This is a genomic window from Massilia sp. NP310, from assembly GCF_019443485.1.
GTDB classification, from domain to species: domain Bacteria; phylum Pseudomonadota; class Gammaproteobacteria; order Burkholderiales; family Burkholderiaceae_D; genus Telluria; species Telluria timonae.
Genome location: NZ_CP080379.1, coordinates 1,049,965 through 1,065,947 on the forward strand (window position 1 = coordinate 1,049,965; position 15,983 = coordinate 1,065,947).

A 15,983-nucleotide genomic window follows, 5' to 3' on the forward strand; every position below is an offset into this window, starting at 1 on the left:
GCCAACAAGGATTTTTAAATGAATACGAACAAAGTAATAATTGCCCTGCTTGTGGCTGCTGCACTGGGCACCGGTGGGTACGGCCTCTACAAGCTTGGTATGAATCGCGGGATGGGGATGTCCGCCCCCGCGCAGGCGGCGTCCTCGGCCCAGGGAACAGGTGTGGATCAAGCCACTGGACGCAAGGTGCTCTATTGGCATGACCCGATGGTCCCTGGACAAAAATTCGACAAGCCGGGCAAGTCGCCGTTCATGGATATGCAGCTTGTGCCCATGTATGCGGACGAGGCTGGCGATCCGGGCAATATCAGCATCAGCCCACGAGTGGAACAGAACTTGGGTATCCGTACCGCCGACGTTACGAAGGGCCGGCTTACCTCCAGCGTGGAGGCTGTCGGCAACGTGGCATATAACGAGCGTGACGTTGCCGTCGTGCAGGCACGTAGTAACGGCTACGTCGAGCGGCTCTTCGTGCGCGCACCCCTCGATCCGGTTAAAAAGGGGCAGCCGCTGGCTGCATTGTATGTGCCTGACTGGGTCGCGGCCCAGGAAGAGTACCTGACGGCCCGGCAAATGGAAGGGCCAGGAACTGACGGACTGGTCGACGGCGCGAGGCAGCGTATGCGCCTGGCAGGGATGACCGATGCGCAAATCCGCAGTGTCGAGACCAGCGGCAAAGTGCAGCCACGGGTCACCATCAGCTCGCCCATCAGTGGCGTCGTTGGCGACCTCGCAGTCCGTGAAGGGATGACGATCGCCTCCGGCGCACCGATGTTCCGGATCAATGGGCTCGGTACTGTCTGGGTCAACGCCGAGGTGCCCGAAGCGGCGGCGGCCAAAGTACGTCCAGGCGCCCGGGTCGAGGCCCGTACGCCGGCCTTGCCCAGCGAAGTATTGCAAGGCAGGGTCAGCGCAATTCTGCCTGAAGTTGAGGCGACGACGCGCACATTGAAGGCGCGTGTTGAACTGTCCAATCCGGGGCAACGCCTGGTGCCGGGCATGTTCGCGACCGTGAGCTTCACGCCAGCGACCAGCGTGGAAACGTTGATTGTCCCGACGGAAGCAGTGATCCAGACCGGTACACGCAGTGTCGTCATGGTCGCGCAAGGTCAGGGCAAATTCAGCCCCATCGACGTCGAAACTGGCCGCGAGAGCAATGGCCAGACCGAAATTCTCAAGGGTCTCGACGTTGGACAAAAAGTTGTCGTCTCGGGTCAATTCCTGATTGATTCCGAAGCCAGCCTGAGAGGCACCACGACTCGGCTAAGCGGCCCCGCGCCGACGGACGGCGGCAAGCAAACTGCAGGGCTGACGACCCATCGTGCTCACGGCAAGGTGGAGAATATCGACAAGGATGAAATCACGTTCTCGCACGATCCGATCCCAAGCATGCAGTGGCCGGCAATGACAATGGGGTTCAAAACTCCGGCAGGAGGCGTCCCGAAAGGTCTGGCGGTCGGCGAAATCGTAAACTTTGAATTCCAGCAGACCCAGGACGGCTCCTTCCAGATCACCAGCATTTCCCCTGCCGGACCGTCGACGCAGGGCATGACTGATATGGGCGCCGCCGCTACAAAGCATGCTACCCAACCTCCTGCCGCCACGGAAGACGCAAAGAAATGATCGCCAAACTCATTCGCTGGTCGATCCTGAATCGCTTCCTGGTGCTCCTGGCAACAGTGGGGATCACGGCTTGGGGCATCTACGCGCTGCAGCGTACTCCGCTCGACGCCTTGCCTGATCTGTCCGATGTGCAGGTCATTATCCGCACATCCTATCCAGGCCAGGCGCCACAAATTGTCGAGAACCAGGTCACCTATCCGCTCACTACGACAATGTTGTCAGTGCCCGGCGCGAAAACGGTGCGTGGCTATTCCTTCTTCGGCGATTCCTTCGTCTACATCCTCTTCGAGGACGGCACCGACCCGTACTGGGCGCGCTCGCGCGTACTGGAATATTTGAACCAGGTGCAGTCGCGCTTACCCCCGCAAGCCAAAGCTTCGCTCGGCCCGGACGCTACCGGTGTTGGCTGGGTGTACGAGTATGCCCTGATCGACCGTAGCGGCAGAATGGACCTGTCGCAGCTGCGCGCGTTTCAAGACTGGTTCCTCAAGTACGAGCTCAAAACTGTACCCAATGTGTCGGAAGTCGCAAGCCTGGGCGGCATGGTGCGGCAATATCAGATCGTGCTCGATCCGGCGAAGATGCGAGCCTACAACATCGCACATAACATGGTCATCGACGCGGTGCAGAAGGCGAACCAGGAAGCCGGCGGTTCGGTGCTCGAGCTGGGTGAAGCCGAATATATGGTGCGGGCGAGCGGGTACCTGCAATCGCTCGACGACTTCCGCAAGATTCCTCTAACGACCTCGGAGGCCGGTATTCCCGTCCGCCTCGGTGACATCGCACGAATTCAGCTGGGCCCAGAAATGCGACGCGGCATCGCCGAGCTCAACGGCGAAGGCGAGGTCGCGGGTGGCGTCATCGTCATGCGCTCCGGAAAAAATGCGCTGGAGACCATCGACGCGGTCAAAGCCAAACTGGCCGGCCTCAAGTCGAGTCTACCCCCTGGAGTGGAGATTGTTCCAACCTACGACCGTTCGCACCTGATCAGACGAGCGGTGGACAATCTGCGCGACAAGCTCATCGAGGAATTCGTCGTCGTTGCCATCGTGTGTGCAATCTTCCTGTTCCACTTGCGCTCGGCGTTGGTTGCGATTGTCACACTGCCGATCGGTATCCTCGTCGCCTTCATCGTCATGCACTACCAGGGGGTGAACGCGAATATCATGTCGCTCGGCGGTATCGCGATCGCGGTAGGCGCGATGGTGGACGCCGCCGTGGTCATGATCGAAAACGCGCACAAGCATATCGAAGCGTGGGACCACGCCCATCCAGGTGCGAAACTGGAAGGGGAGGAGCGCTGGCGCGTCATCGGAGACGCAGCGGCCGAAGTTGGCCCCGCGCTGTTCTTCTCGCTGCTGTTCATCGTGCTGTCGTTTATTCCAGTGTTCACGCTGGAGGCGCAAGAAGGCCGCCTGTTCTCACCGCTTGCGTTCACGAAGACCTATTCGATGGCAGCGGCGGCAGGGCTGGCTGTGACCTTAATCCCGGTGCTGATGGGTTACCTGATCCGTGGACGTATTCCCGAGGAGCACAAGAATCCACTGAATCGCTTTCTCATCGTCGTGTACCGCCCCTTGCTCGATGGGGTGCTGCGCTTTCCCAAGGCGACGTTGGTCGCAGCCGCCGTGATTGCTCTTGTCACCGTTTGGCCGATGACGCGGCTCGGCGGAGAATTCATGCCGCCTCTTGATGAAGGCGACCTTCTGTACATGCCTTCGGCGCTGCCAGGGCTTTCGGCGGGCAAGGTGTCGCAACTGCTCCAGCAGACGGACCGCTTGATCAAAACCGTGCCTGAAGTGCAAAGCGTATTCGGGAAAGCGGGGCGGGCTGAGACGGCAACCGACCCTGCGCCGCTGGAGATGTTCGAGACCACGATCCAGTTCAAGCCCAAGGATAAATGGCGGCCGGGAATGACCACGGATAAGCTGGTGGAGGAACTGGACCGCGTGGTCAAGGTGCCTGGGCTTTCCAATATCTGGGTACCGCCGATCCGTAACCGCCTCGACATGCTGGCCACGGGCATCAAGAGCCCGGTCGGCGTCAAGGTGGCCGGTGCCAGCCTTCAGGAGATTGATCGCGTTGCCGGAGAAATCGAACGGATCGTCAAGAAAGTACCGGGCGTGTCGTCAGCACTGGCTGAACGTCTCAATGGTGGTCGTTATGTGGACGTCAACATCAACCGCGACCAGGCAGCTCGGTACGGTTTGAATATCGCCGACGTGCAGAGCGTGGTGTCGTCGGCGATTGGAGGCGACAACATCGGCGAGACGGTCGAAGGCCTGCAGCGCTTCCCGATCAACGTCCGCTATCCGCGGGAAATCCGGGACTCGATCGAAAACCTGCGGCAATTGCCCGTCCTGACGCCACGCGGGGCACAGATTCGCTTGGGTGATGTGGCAGAGATTCGCATCAATGACGGCCCACCCATGCTCAGGAGTGAAAACGCACGCCTGTCTGGTTGGGTGTACGTCGACATTCGAGGACGCGACATGAATTCGGCGGTACGCGACATGCAGCAGGCTGTTGCAAAGGAACTCAAGCTGCAACCGGGGTACTCGGTTTCCTGGTCGGGGCAGTTCGAATACCTGGAGCGCGCCAGTGCGAAGCTCAAAATTGTGGTGCCGGCAACGCTCTTGGTGATCTTCATTCTTCTCTACCTGACATTTAAGCGCTTTGACGAGGCCGTCCTCATCATGGCGACCTTGCCGTTCGCACTGGCCGGCGGTATCTGGCTGCTCTGGATACTTGGACACCACATTTCGGTCGCCAGCGCGATCGGCTTCATTGCACTTGCGGGCGTTGCGGCCGAATTCGGGGTGATCATGCTGCTCTATCTGAAGCATGCCTGGGAAGCCCGCCTAGCGGCAGGAAAGTCGTCGGAAGCTGATCTGTTGGATGCCATCCGGGAGGGAGCGGTTCAACGTGTGAGGCCAAAGGCCATGACTGTCGCAGTCATCATTGCCGGTTTGGTGCCGATCATGATCGCCCATGGCACAGGTTCGGAAATCATGCAGCGTATTGCGGCGCCAATGGTGGGTGGGATGCTGTCCGCCCCATTGCTGTCGATGTTTGTAGTCCCAGTGGTCTACATGTTGATTCGCCGTCGGGAGCTACAACCAGAGAACGTCCGGAAACCCGAGACCAATGAGGCTGTTTATGAGAATACATGAGTTACTACGACGGGGCAGCACGAGTCGTCCAGGCCTCCATTGATGCGCGAGGCCAGTGCTAAGACATCGACGCCAACTGTCTCGTTCTAAGTCGTATCTTTGCAATCATCAATGGAGTCGATTATGAAAATAATAATGTTGGACCTGGTCAGCGTGATCTCATTTGCTACGGCTTTACCGGCGTTCGCAGGGCCCGACTGGCAAATCATCGAGCATGGACGCAAGGTCACGGCAGAGCGTATGCGACAGGAACAGGCTCAGCGAGCCCACGATGAGCAGCAGAAAAACCTGCAACAGCCGGATAACCAAGCCAAAAAGAATCGAATGATGAAGGCCTGCATGGAGATGATGACCAAACCAAAACAGGAACTCGGTCAATAAGCGGCATGAGACGGCGATCGGTTACCGCGCCAGGATGTTGTCCGGCCATGGACGAAAAATCTACTGTACCTACCTTGAGGAGAAATCTCATGAAACGGTATACATAGCGCAGTGCGCCTCCTGCCACGGCGCGGCAGGCCGCGGTGACGGGCGCTTGGCCGCAAGCCTGGAACCCAAGCCGATTGCGTTCCCCGATCCTGAGCGCGCTCGTTCGCGCAGTCTGATGGCACTGTATCAAGTCGTGACTCAAGGCGTTGCAGGTACGTCTATGCCAAGCTTCTCCTCGTTATCGGAGGAGGACCGATGGGCGCTCGCATTCTATATCGGCACCATGTCGCACGACGGGGCTATGCGAGGCCGGGGCGAGAAACTGTGGCGCCAGGATGCTAGTGTAAAACGCCACTTTCCGGATCTGGCGACTGTCAGCACGATGACCGAAGCTGCCAGCGCGAAATTGATGCCGGGGAGAACCGCAAGGGATGTGGTTGCCTACCTGCGCAGCAATCCTGGCGTTATCGAGGCGAGCAAGCCAACAGGCCTCGTACTGGCTCGTTTGTGTTTGAGGGAAAGCTTGGCCGCAGTACATGCCGGCGACAGGGCAACAGCAATCAAGTTGGGGTTATCTGCTTACCTCGATGGTTTCGAGCCCTTGGAACCGATCGTAAGTGCGCGTGACCAGTCCTTGATGACTGCGGTTGAAAATGCAATTCTCGGTTTCCGATCAGCAGTTGCCAATGGCACGGAGGAACAGGCCGAAGCAGCAGCAGCACGGTTGGACAACCTGTTCGCGCGCGTCGATGCAGAACTGGGGCAATCCCGAGCAACGCCCATGAGCACGTTTTTGGGCGCGCTTACCATCCTGCTGCGCGAAGGCGTCGAGGCGCTGCTGATCGTAGTCGGTATTATCGCCTTCATGAAAAAGGCAGGCCGCAACGATGTGCTCAGGCACGTCCACGCAGGTTGGATCAGCGCCTTGGGGGCCGGCGCGGTGACTTGGGCGGTGGCCACCTATCTGGTGACAATCAGCGGTGCCAGCCGGGAAGTGGCTGAAGGCGTCGGTGCCGTATTCGCAGCAATTGTATTATTGAGCGTCGGTATGTGGATGCACCAAAAGAGCAGCGCTGACCGTTGGCAGGCATACATCAGTGAGAAGTTGACTGCAGCATTGACACGCCGTGCAGGCTTTAGCCTATTTGCTTTGGCTTTCATCGCTGTGTACCGTGAAGTCTTCGAAACGGTGCTGTTTTATTCCGCGTTAGCAGTAGACGGCAACAGTGGCGCTCTGATGGCAGGTTTTCTTATCTGCGCTGGCGCTGCTAGCGATTATCGCGTGGGCGCTACTGCGGACCAGTGCGCGCATGCCGATCGGTAAGTTCTTTTCGATCACATCCGTGTTTGTGGCAGTACTGGCAGTGATCTTGATCGGTAAAGGCACCGGTGCGCTACAAGAAGCTGGACTGGTAGGGGCGAATCCAATCGGGATTCCTCGTGTTGACCTGCTCGGCATCTATCCGACCGCGCAAACGGTCATGGCGCAAATGCTTGTATTGACAATCGCACTGACAGGCTTCGGGATCAACCTTCTAAACTCGCGTAAGGGCTCTTCAGCAACGGCTCGCTAACGCGTAAAAGAAGAGACCAATGGACAGGTTACGGCGGCGCTCTCAATGTCGCCGTGACCAACACGTCTAGGCACCCGACGCGCCATCTATAGACCAGTTCCCTGAGGTTCAGCGGCACGCCCGAAATTCTCCCGGCCGATCATGCGTCCAGCTTCCACTACAGATCGCAATGGTCTTGCTTGAATAGGTTCTTCAGGTATTCGAGCGAATGGAATCCCTGTCCTCGCGGGAAGTCGGCTCTACTGCTGAACTTCACGCACGTCCCGATGAGGTGCGTGTAGAGGCCCAGTGCTGCAGTCTCAGACGGCTGACTCTCGCAGAAACGACCCTTATGCCAACTTTTCCGGCGCTCTAGTCATTCGGGCAAACATCGGGGCCATCAAGATGCCCAGTTCGTACAAGAGGCACATCGGGATGGCCAGCGCCAGCTGGCTGACCACGTCCGGCGGCGTGACGATAGCGGCGATCACGAAGGCGCCAACGATCACGTAGGAGCGGATCTCGCGCAGCTTCTCGATGCTGACGATCCCCATGCGCACCAGGATCACCACTACCACCGGCACCTCGAAAGTGGCGCCGAAGGCCAGGCACATCGACATGACGAAGTCGAGATAGTTCTCGATATCGGGCGTCACCGCAATGGAGGATGGCGCGAACTCGCCGATGAACTGGAACACGCGGCCGAACACGAAGAAGTAGCAGAAGGCCACGCCGGCGATGAACAGCAGCGAGGACGAGATCACGAGGGGCAGCACCAGGCGCTTCTCGTGCGCGTACAGCCCGGGGGCAACGAAGGCCCACAGCTGGTAGAACACCCAGGGCAGCGACAGGATGAAGGCCAGCAGCAGCGTGACTTTCATCGGCACCAGGAAGGGCGAGATGACGCCGGTGGCGATCATGGAGGAGCCGACCGGCAGCGCGGCCACCATCGGCGCGGCCAGCAGGTCATAGACGTGCGAGGGCCCCGGCCAGATGAACAGGGCCGCGCAGGCAATGGCGATCCCGATCGACGCCTTGACCAGGCGGTCACGCAGTTCGACGAGGTGGGAGATGAAGGTTTCTTCGCCTGCGGCTTCTTCGGTCATCTAGAAAAAGGAAGTCTTGGATTTGCTTGAACCCGGCCGGAACTTGCGCACGCGCGCGGCGCCGGAGAGCACATGGGTCTTGCCGCCGTTACGGTGCTTGTACCAGGCCGGGACGCTTGATGTGCGCACCAGCTTCTTGCGCCGGAAGCCGCGCGCCTTGCGGTCGATAGCGGTGTTGCTGAGGTACGAGGACGACGAGTATGAAGACGAGGAAGCGGATTCCCTTCCGTCCCACAGCGCTTCGACTTCGTCGACGTGGCTGGACATGGACCGCTCGACCTCTTCCTTGAACGAAGCTGCGCTCTCGTGCACTTCCTTGCGCAGGTTGCGCAGTTCGTCGAGCTCAACTTCGCGGCTGACCTCGGACTTGACGTCGTGCAGGTAGCGCTGGGCGCGCCCGTACAGGGTGCCCACCATGCGCGCCACCTTCGGCAGCTTTTCAGGGCCGATCACCATTAGCGCGACAACGCCGATGATCGCCACCTTCGACAGTCCGAGATCGATCATGGCACTGCGATTACGGACGGTGCTTGTCGTGGGCTCCCACGGGGGCGGTCGACCTGTCGGTAACCTGTGGCAGGTGCTGCAGAGCGTTAGCGCCGGCATTCACATTTGCCTTGTCTTCCTCGCCCTTCATACCATCCTTGAAACCCTTGATCGCCTTTCCGACGTCTGTCCCCACATTACCCAACTTTTTTGTGCCAAAAACCAGCATAACAACGGCTAGAACGATCAGCCAGTGCGAAATACTCATTGAACCCATCATATTTTCTTCATCTTTCCGAATAGTCATACAGCGTGGCAGTAATAAACGCGTCACCTGCCACAGACCTGCCTTCCGATCGCTCGTCAGCGCCCATTTCCGGTATTGGGCGGTATGCCACAGTCAGGAAAATTGCGCCGATCAAACTGGCGCTCGATGGAAGTTTCAAAAATTGTGCAATAGTCGTGAGCCTCTGGTAGTGCGACAAATAACGGTATGCAATAGCTGGGAATATTGCACTGCATCGTCTCGCTAACGGGTCCGAATGAACCGGAACGATCTATTACACCACGACAGCGTGTTCTCAACTTCCTGGCAACGCGACACTCGCTGACGTTACGACTGGTGGATAGCAAACTCCCGTTTTTTCATGACAGCCTTGATAGGATGTTACAACCGTCACAGTCTTGGTCGTGGCCATACGGTCCAGCGTGATAATCGCTTGAATTGGATATCGGTAGACCTCCATTTTTCCGAAAGTTGCGTCCATCTTGATCTCCCCTTTAGGAAGCATGACCTTCCTGATCAACACTCCCTTAGTGTCACTCAGCGCAAAGCGGATTTTGTCTTTGTAAATGTAATACCCCTTTGCCGGAACCAGATCGACCACAAGCGTCTCGGGCGCTTTGGCGGTGAGCTTAGACTTGAACGCTTGTTCTGGCTCAAGCAATTCGTTTTCGTCCGAATTCGAGAAGATGTTACCGATTCCCTTTTGGATTGAGGCTGGTGTCGATTGTTGCGCCAGACTGTTCTGCATTACTCCTGCAGATAGAGATAGCAAGAATAGATACTTCAAAGACCGTTTTATAGACATAGTTTTTCAATCGATAGAGACGTTAAAAATAGTATTTTCACTTTCTTTTCCTTCGGCGAGTGGCAATACGGGTGGCAGTTCTGTGTCGTGGCGGAATCATACTCGGTTTTTTTGATAGAGAACGCTTGTTCTGGCGGCGACGGATAAAGCCGTAGGCAACGAGGCAGGTAGAAAAGAAAACGGAAATTGCGGAAAAGGCCACAAGCATATCCATAACCGCATCCGGAACACCAAATGCATTAGCTGCCGGCATTTGATCGGTTCCCATATTTCAGCGACAGAAACAAAACTGACACTTTCACAATTACGACCCTTTCGATCAGCGAGATGTTACGGACAAGCAGGATGACGCAAACGCTGAACACGTTGTTATTAAAAATCGCGTGAGGACCCGCTTCGTGACTTCTCCCTTTCCTGCCTCGTCATCGGTCACTTCAGGCGCGGCGCTGGCTTGTTGACCTGCGCAACGCCATTCGCGTCCACCGTGCTTTTGATCCGCAATATTACGTTAAAGTGACTGTCCTCATTTCGATAGCGCGTTTCGACAAGTACACGCCTGGTGAGCCCAGCAACGAGGACGAAGCCTTGTTCAGTTGTAGTGCTTGTATACCGTTGTGCGACCTGTGGCGTGCACGAGGAATACATCGTACGGATCTTTGCGAGGTCCCTCCATGCCGGGTGATCCGAGCGGCATTGCGGGAACCGCCACCCCTCTTGCCTTCGGCCTTTCACTCAGCAGGCGCTTGATCTCCTTTGCCGGGACGTGCCCTTCGATTGCATAGCCCTGAACCATCCCGGTATGGCAGGAGCCAAGTGCAGTCGGTATGCCGCCGCGCTCGCGATAGTCGGAAGGGTTATCGACATTGGTCACACGGGTGCTTAAGCCGTTCGTCTTCAAATGCTCGACCCATGCACTACAGCATCCGCACGAGGCACTTTTGAAGACGTTGATGACAGGTGTGGCAGCCATCGCAACGGCCGGAAAGCACAGGGCCGCTGCCACTGCAGCATGGGAAAGTACTCGCATCATGGGATATTTCCTTCGTAAGACATCTGTGATGGTTTTGACGGGATGTTTTAGGCCTGCAGGGCGACTTCAATGCCCCTACGTTCTACTCCGGCATCGCCTGGACGTCCGCTTTTCGATTGCATACTGTCGCGGTCGACTGGCCTATCATCAGTATCCCCCCGTGCCGGTCCGGAGCGTATACCGTCATGAGCCCTTATTGCACCGGATGGAGCCTGGAGCATGTCTGGTGCACGATGATTCCCACCGTGCACCAGACATGGCCGGCGTTAGAACCAGAAGCGCACTCCCGCCACCCAGCGCGTATCGCTGGTACGTTCACCGGCGGTTCTTGCAAGTGACGCGGTGGACCCGAATTTGCGGTTCCATTCCACGCCAACGTACGGGGCGAACTGGCGCGAGAATTCATAGCGTAGGCGCACCCCCGCCGAGGCATCGGTCAGACCACTTCCAATACCTTTTGCCGGGTCTGCCTTGCCGTAGAAAGCCCACTCCGTGCTCGGCTGAAGAACCAATTTTTGGGTTAGCAGCACTTCGTACTCTGCTTCCAGGCGCAGTGCAGTTCGGCCGCCATTGCCCACGTACGCGGTCGCATCCACTTCGAACCAGTAGGGGGCCAGCCCCTGCACGCCCACAGCGAGCCAGGTACGGTCAGGGCCTTCGCCACTGTCGTGCCGCAGCCCTACCTGGGCGTCCCAGTAGCTGGCAAAGGCATGGCCCCACAGAAGCTCGGTGCGGGCTTCCTCCAGCTTGCCGCCGGTGACATCGCCCTCGGCCTTGAGCACCACGCGGTCGTAATCCCGACCAAACCACGCCTGCATGCCGTAATTCGCGCTGTTGCCATCCTTGCCGCGACTCCGTTCAAGGTTGTCGATAAGCACGCTACCAAAGCTGTGTTCATCGTTCAGTCGCAGTAGCCGCTGCGGACCCGGCGCATACTTGCCGATCCCCAGTTGATAGCCGCCCGAATAGGCGTGCGGGTCGCGGGCGTCCGCAGGGGCAGGACCTCCCTGCATGCGCATAGCCCCATGATCCATCGGCGCGGTCGTGGACGTGTGTACCTCATGCGATGCGGTCTCCGGTTGCTCGCTCTTGGGGCTGGCCGGTGCAGGATGAGTCTGAGGATGCGATGCTGCACCTGTTGCCATTCCAATATGGCTGCCGTGGTCCGACTGCGCATTGGCTGCCGGCACGGCCATGCCGGCTATGGTGGCAGCTAGGCAGGCGATGGCGATATGTTTACGACCCTTCACTTCGTTTCCTTTCAAATTGACGATGTTCACGCAACCACCACCTCGCGGAACATGCCCGCATCCATATGGAACATCAGATGGCAATGCCAGGCCCAGCGCCCCAGCGCATCGGCAGTGACGAGGAAGCTGATGCGCTGCGCAGGCTGGACCGGGATGGTATGCAAACGGGCCTGGAACTGGCCATCCACGGTTTCCAGTTCGCTCCACATACCGTGCAAATGCATTGGATGCGTCATCATCGTATCGTTCTGCAATATCACCCGGACGCGTTCGCCGTACCTGAAATGCACCGGGCTGCTCTTGCCAAATTCAATGCCGTCCAGCGACCAGACGTACCGTTCCATATTGCCGGTGAGGTGCAACTCGATTTCACGCTCGGCACCGCGTTGGTCCAGAGCCCCGCCAATCGTCGACAGGTCGGACAGGGTCAATACGCGCCTGCCGTTATTGCGCAGCCCGATGCCGGGATCGTTCAGGTTGGTCCGTGGCGTGTCCACACGCATATCGGTACTGGCGCCATACTCGCTGCGGGCGTGGCGTACTTTGCGGCTCGGCTTGCCCAAGCCAGCGGCAGCGGCAGCAGCAGCAGCCACGCCATGCTCTCGATGATCCATTGCCATGGCACTATGGTTCATGCCTGCCATATTGTGCTGCATGGGCATGGTCCCGTGATTCATGCCAGCCATCGTTCCGTGCATGGCGCCATTACCGTGCTCCATACCGCCCATGTCCCCCATCATGTCACCCATCGTGAGCCATTCCACGCGATCGAGCGCAGGCACTGCAGCGGTCAGGCCAGCGCGTGTTGCCAGCGTGGCGCGGGCATAGCCGGTGCGTTCCATGGACTGGGCGAATACGGTGTAGGCGTCGTCTTTGGGTTGCACGATTACATCGTAGGTCTGGCCTGGGCCAAAGCGGAATTCATCCACAGTGACCGGCTCCACGTTGACTCCGTCAGCCTGAACAACGGTCATTTTCAAGCCGGGAATGCGAACGTCGTAGAACGTGTTGCCCGCGCCGTTGATAAAACGAAGGCGCACGCGTTCCCCATTTCGGAACAGGCCTGTCCAGTTACCGGCCGGCGTGGTGCCATTGAGCAGGTAAGTCAGTACTGCGCCAGACAAATCCGCCAGGTCGGTCGGATTCATGCGCATTTCGTTCCACATCTTCCGCTTAGCCAGGGCGGCTTTCATGCCGTCGCGGGAGACATCGCGGAAAAAGTCCGGAGCCGTAGGACGGTTGATGTTGTAATTGTCCCCCTGCGCCTTGAGCTTCGAATACACCCGCATCGGATCATCGTCGGTCCAGTCCGAAAGCAGCATCACATAGTCGCGATCGGCGCGTACGGCTTCCGCTTCGCGAGGCTCGATGATCAGTGCGCCGTAAACACCAGTCAGTTCCTGGAAGCCGGAATGCGAGTGGTACCAGTAAGTGCCGTTTTGCTCAACCGTGAAGCGATATGTGAAGGTTTCGCCTGGTGCGATTCCTTTGAAGCTGATGCCCGGCACACCATCCATTTGGAACGGAAGGATGATGCCGTGCCAGTGAATGGATGTTGATTCGCGCAGTTTGTTGGTGACACGGATCGTTACCGTGTCGCCTTCGCGCATGCGCAAGGTAGGACCAGGGATGGAGCCATTGATTGTGGTTGCCATGCCCGGGTTTCCGGTGAAATTGACTGGCGTTTCAGCAATCACCAAATCGAACTCGGTACCTCGCAACTCCGGTGCGGATCCCGTTCTGGCTGCGGAAGGCATATCGAAGCCGGCCTGTGCGAGCGACGAAAATCCAGACATACCCGTCAGCACGCCGCCGGCGACCAAACCTTGCACAAAGCGTCGGCGGGACAAGGCGAGCGGCGCTGGCAAGCCATTGGAGAGCTTTTTGTTCATTATTTCCTCTGTTGTACTTCGTTGAACAATCCAAGTGCAGGACACGAATCTTTTGACACAGGGGAATTTTGGCAGGGGAAGGCCAACACCAAGATGACACCAAGATTACATTTCCGTAATCTTGGCAATGGGTGCTTTTTGCAGGCACACTAGCGTGATCAGAGAAGGGGCAATGGATGAAATTGTTGATTATTGAGGATGAGATCAAGACAGGTGAGTATCTGCGGCAGGGCTTGCATGAAGCGGGCTATGCCACCGATCTGGTACGCAACGGTCCGGACGGACTGCACCTGGCGCTCACTTCCGAATACGACTTGCTAGTGCTGGACATCATGCTGCCAGGAATGGATGGTTTGCAGATCCTGCAAACTCTGCGACAAATGGGAAAGCAACTGCCTGTACTGTTCCTGACTGCGCGCGACCGGGTAGAAGATCGGGTCAAGGGGCTCGAATTGGGAGCGGATGACTATCTGGTCAAACCGTTTGCGTTTTCCGAGCTGCTGGCCCGCGTGCGCACCTTGCTTCGGCGCGGCCGCAGCAGCACCGAGGCCACCTCATTGTCTGTGGCCGATCTGGAACTGGATCTGTTGCGGCGACGCGTCACGCGCTCGGGCAGGCGTATCGATTTGACGGCCAAGGAATTTGCATTGCTCGAACTGCTGCTGCGCCGGCAAGGCGAGGTGCTGCCGCGCTCTTTGATTGCTTCTCAAGTGTGGGACATGAATTTCGATAGCGATACTAATGTGGTGGAAGTCGCCGTGCGCCGATTGCGCAGTAAAATTGATGATCCGTTCGAGCCAAAACTGCTCAAGACGGTGCGTGGGATGGGGTATGTGCTGGAGTCGGACGTGAATACATGATGCGGCGCTTTTCTCTCACTACCCGGCTAACGACCTTGTTTGCCATTGTCGCCAGTGTGGCGCTGGCCGTTTTGGGTGGGGTGACTCTGATCGCACTGGAATGGCACTTCGCAGCGCAAGACCGCGACGCCTTGCTCGGCAAATTGCAAGTGGCCAGGAACCTGGTGTCGCGGATCGATTCGCCTGTCTCGCTTGCCGCGCTCCCGGGCCAGTTCCAGGATGCCTTCGGGGGGCAAAATGATCTTGCGGTCGCTGCGTTCGGCCCGGATGGCGCAACGTTGTATGCCAATAGTGGAGCACGGTTTCTCGACGCTTTGTTCAAGCAGACAGTCCCCAGCCGTTCTGAGCCAATCACATGGCAGGATGGGAGGCGACAACTCTACGGTATAGCGGTGGCCATTCCGACCCAGATGCCGGCGTCGCGGCCGGTAAGAGTCGCGATTGCCATTGAAATCAATCATCATACTGATTTCATGGTGAAATTTCGCCGTGCCCTGGGAAGCTATGTGGTGCTGGCAGCCCTTGGATGCGGGCTGCTTGGTTGGCTGGTGGTCCGGCACGGATTAATGCCACTGTACGCGATGAAAGAACGGGCATCCAGCGTGACTGCAGGGAAGCTGGATTTGCGTATGCCGATCGAGTCGGTGCCCGTTGAAATGGCGGAACTAGCAGCTACACTCAACCAGATGTTGCATCGACTGGAAGATGCATTTCGCAGGTTGTCTGAGTTTTCAGCAAATATCGCGCATGAACTGCGCACACCCATCAGCAATTTGATGACACAAACCCAAGTCGCGCTCAGCCAAACCCGAAGTGGTACAGAATATCGCGAGGTACTGGCATCGAATGCGGAGGAATTTGACCGGCTGGCGAGAATGGTGTCTGACATGCTGTTCCTGGCCCGCGCAGAGCAGGGCATGCTGCTGCCATCGCGTGAAGAAATCGCACTGGAACAGGAGGTCGAGGCACTGTTTGATTTCTATGAAGCGCTGGCTGAGGAGAAGGGGGTTGCCCTGGAGTTGTCTGGTCGTGGCAAGATCATGGGTGACCGCTTGATGATACGGCGCGCTATCAGCAACCTGCTGTCGAATGCGCTACGCTTTACGCCAGCTGGTCAGGCGATCCACATAGCCATCCGACCCGAGCGTGCTCGAGTAATCGTGGCCGTACACAATCCGGGGCCGAGGATCGATCCAGAGGTATTGCCACATATCTTTGAACGCTTCTATCGGGCGGAATCGAATCGCAGCCATACGCAGCAAAATGTCGAAGGGGCCGGACTCGGGCTGGCGATTACCCAAGCAATTGTCACGAGCCATGGTGGTGAAATTAGCGCGCAATCGAGTCACGATGGAACCGTTTTTTCGATTGCTGTACCGTGTAATTGAGCCACCGGCACCTGCCTGAGTATTTTCGGTTTTGGCGCTACCGCCGTGTTGAGCGAACCGCCCAAATTATTGGGTTTACGCGCTTGCTCCTTGGACGAGATC

The 15,983-nt window shown here is 57.8% G+C and carries 14 protein-coding genes; 7 read left to right on the forward strand and 7 right to left on the reverse strand.

Going from position 1 to position 15,983, the window contains the following annotated elements; all coding sequences use genetic code 11:
- Positions 1-18: 18 nt before the first annotated feature.
- The 5 genes from KY496_RS04730 to KY496_RS27350 all read left to right on the forward strand — a co-directional run bounded on the left by KY496_RS04730 (position 19) and on the right by KY496_RS27350 (position 6,799).
- Positions 19-1,623: an efflux RND transporter periplasmic adaptor subunit gene (locus KY496_RS04730; protein ID WP_219864049.1), complete on the forward strand. Its 1,605-nt coding sequence runs from the start codon at positions 19-21 to the stop codon at positions 1,621-1,623.
- Positions 1,620-4,796 (forward strand): efflux RND transporter permease subunit, encoded by a 3,177-nt coding sequence (locus KY496_RS04735; RefSeq protein WP_219864050.1) that lies wholly within the window; start codon positions 1,620-1,622, stop codon positions 4,794-4,796. Before KY496_RS04730 ends, KY496_RS04735 begins: the two co-directional genes overlap by 4 nt.
- Positions 4,797-4,931: 135 nt before the next feature.
- Positions 4,932-5,177, forward strand: a complete 246-nt coding sequence (locus tag KY496_RS04740) for a hypothetical protein (protein WP_219864051.1) — start codon at positions 4,932-4,934, stop codon at positions 5,175-5,177.
- 34 nt (positions 5,178-5,211) lie between these two features.
- Positions 5,212-6,549: an FTR1 family protein gene (locus KY496_RS04745; RefSeq protein ID WP_307729067.1), complete on the forward strand. Its 1,338-nt coding sequence runs from the start codon at positions 5,212-5,214 to the stop codon at positions 6,547-6,549.
- Positions 6,536-6,799, forward strand: coding sequence for a hypothetical protein (locus KY496_RS27350; protein ID WP_307729068.1), 264 nt, complete (start codon positions 6,536-6,538; stop codon positions 6,797-6,799). The genes KY496_RS04745 and KY496_RS27350 overlap by 14 nt, the downstream gene beginning before the upstream one ends.
- A gap of 329 nt (positions 6,800-7,128) precedes the next feature.
- On the opposite strand, the gene tatC is transcribed toward KY496_RS27350, so the two are convergent.
- From tatC to KY496_RS04780, 7 genes are all read right to left on the reverse strand, one after another.
- Positions 7,129-7,884, reverse strand: coding sequence for a twin-arginine translocase subunit TatC (tatC, locus tag KY496_RS04750; RefSeq protein ID WP_219864052.1), 756 nt, complete (start codon positions 7,882-7,884; stop codon positions 7,129-7,131).
- Entirely contained in the window at positions 7,885-8,391 is a 507-nt protein-coding gene (gene tatB / locus KY496_RS04755; protein ID WP_219864053.1) for a Sec-independent protein translocase protein TatB, read from the reverse strand.
- 10 nt (positions 8,392-8,401) lie between these two features.
- A complete protein-coding gene (tatA, locus tag KY496_RS04760) occupies positions 8,402-8,647 on the reverse strand; it encodes a Sec-independent protein translocase subunit TatA (RefSeq protein WP_219865050.1) in 246 nt (81 codons plus the stop codon).
- Between the two features lie 304 nt (positions 8,648-8,951).
- Positions 8,952-9,404: a protein-disulfide reductase DsbD N-terminal domain-containing protein gene (locus tag KY496_RS04765; RefSeq protein ID WP_229520419.1), complete on the reverse strand. Its 453-nt coding sequence runs from the start codon at positions 9,402-9,404 to the stop codon at positions 8,952-8,954.
- 646 nt (positions 9,405-10,050) lie between these two features.
- Positions 10,051-10,491 carry a DUF411 domain-containing protein gene (locus KY496_RS04770; RefSeq protein WP_373889468.1) on the reverse strand — a complete coding sequence of 147 codons (441 nt, stop codon included), beginning with the start codon at positions 10,489-10,491 and terminating at the stop codon, positions 10,051-10,053.
- A gap of 266 nt (positions 10,492-10,757) precedes the next feature.
- Positions 10,758-11,687, reverse strand: coding sequence for a copper resistance protein B (locus KY496_RS04775; protein WP_219865052.1), 930 nt, complete (start codon positions 11,685-11,687; stop codon positions 10,758-10,760).
- Between the two features lie 80 nt (positions 11,688-11,767).
- Positions 11,768-13,633, reverse strand: coding sequence for a copper resistance system multicopper oxidase (locus tag KY496_RS04780; protein WP_219864055.1), 1,866 nt, complete (start codon positions 13,631-13,633; stop codon positions 11,768-11,770).
- A 176-nt stretch (positions 13,634-13,809) separates the two neighbouring features.
- On the opposite strand from KY496_RS04780, the gene KY496_RS04785 reads away from it, so the two are divergent.
- Positions 13,810-14,493, forward strand: coding sequence for a heavy metal response regulator transcription factor (locus KY496_RS04785; protein ID WP_219864056.1), 684 nt, complete (start codon positions 13,810-13,812; stop codon positions 14,491-14,493).
- A complete protein-coding gene (locus KY496_RS04790) occupies positions 14,490-15,881 on the forward strand; it encodes a heavy metal sensor histidine kinase (protein ID WP_219864057.1) in 1,392 nt (463 codons plus the stop codon). Before KY496_RS04785 ends, KY496_RS04790 begins: the two co-directional genes overlap by 4 nt.
- Positions 15,882-15,983 lie beyond the last annotated feature (102 nt).

Bases quoted from the DNA above. Each gene is read 5' to 3' on its own strand.
- KY496_RS04730 (WP_219864049.1), top strand. From the start codon at position 19: ATGAATACGAACAAAGTAATAATTGCCCTGCTTGTGGCTGCTGCACTG.
- KY496_RS04735 (WP_219864050.1), top strand. From the start codon at position 1,620: ATGATCGCCAAACTCATTCGCTGGTCGATCCTGAATCGCTTCCTGGTG.
- KY496_RS04740 (WP_219864051.1), top strand. From the start codon at position 4,932: ATGTTGGACCTGGTCAGCGTGATCTCATTTGCTACGGCTTTACCGGCG.
- KY496_RS04745 (WP_307729067.1), top strand. From the start codon at position 5,212: ATGTTGTCCGGCCATGGACGAAAAATCTACTGTACCTACCTTGAGGAG.
- KY496_RS27350 (WP_307729068.1), top strand. From the start codon at position 6,536: ATGCCGATCGGTAAGTTCTTTTCGATCACATCCGTGTTTGTGGCAGTA.
- tatC (WP_219864052.1), bottom strand. From the start codon at position 7,884: ATGACCGAAGAAGCCGCAGGCGAAGAAACCTTCATCTCCCACCTCGTC.
- tatB (WP_219864053.1), bottom strand. From the start codon at position 8,391: ATGATCGATCTCGGACTGTCGAAGGTGGCGATCATCGGCGTTGTCGCG.
- tatA (WP_219865050.1), bottom strand. From the start codon at position 8,647: ATGGGTTCAATGAGTATTTCGCACTGGCTGATCGTTCTAGCCGTTGTT.
- KY496_RS04765 (WP_229520419.1), bottom strand. From the start codon at position 9,404: ATGCAGAACAGTCTGGCGCAACAATCGACACCAGCCTCAATCCAAAAG.
- KY496_RS04770 (WP_373889468.1), bottom strand. From the start codon at position 10,491: ATGATGCGAGTACTTTCCCATGCTGCAGTGGCAGCGGCCCTGTGCTTT.
- KY496_RS04775 (WP_219865052.1), bottom strand. From the start codon at position 11,687: ATGGCCGTGCCGGCAGCCAATGCGCAGTCGGACCACGGCAGCCATATT.
- KY496_RS04780 (WP_219864055.1), bottom strand. From the start codon at position 13,633: ATGAACAAAAAGCTCTCCAATGGCTTGCCAGCGCCGCTCGCCTTGTCC.
- KY496_RS04785 (WP_219864056.1), top strand. From the start codon at position 13,810: ATGAAATTGTTGATTATTGAGGATGAGATCAAGACAGGTGAGTATCTG.
- KY496_RS04790 (WP_219864057.1), top strand. From the start codon at position 14,490: ATGATGCGGCGCTTTTCTCTCACTACCCGGCTAACGACCTTGTTTGCC.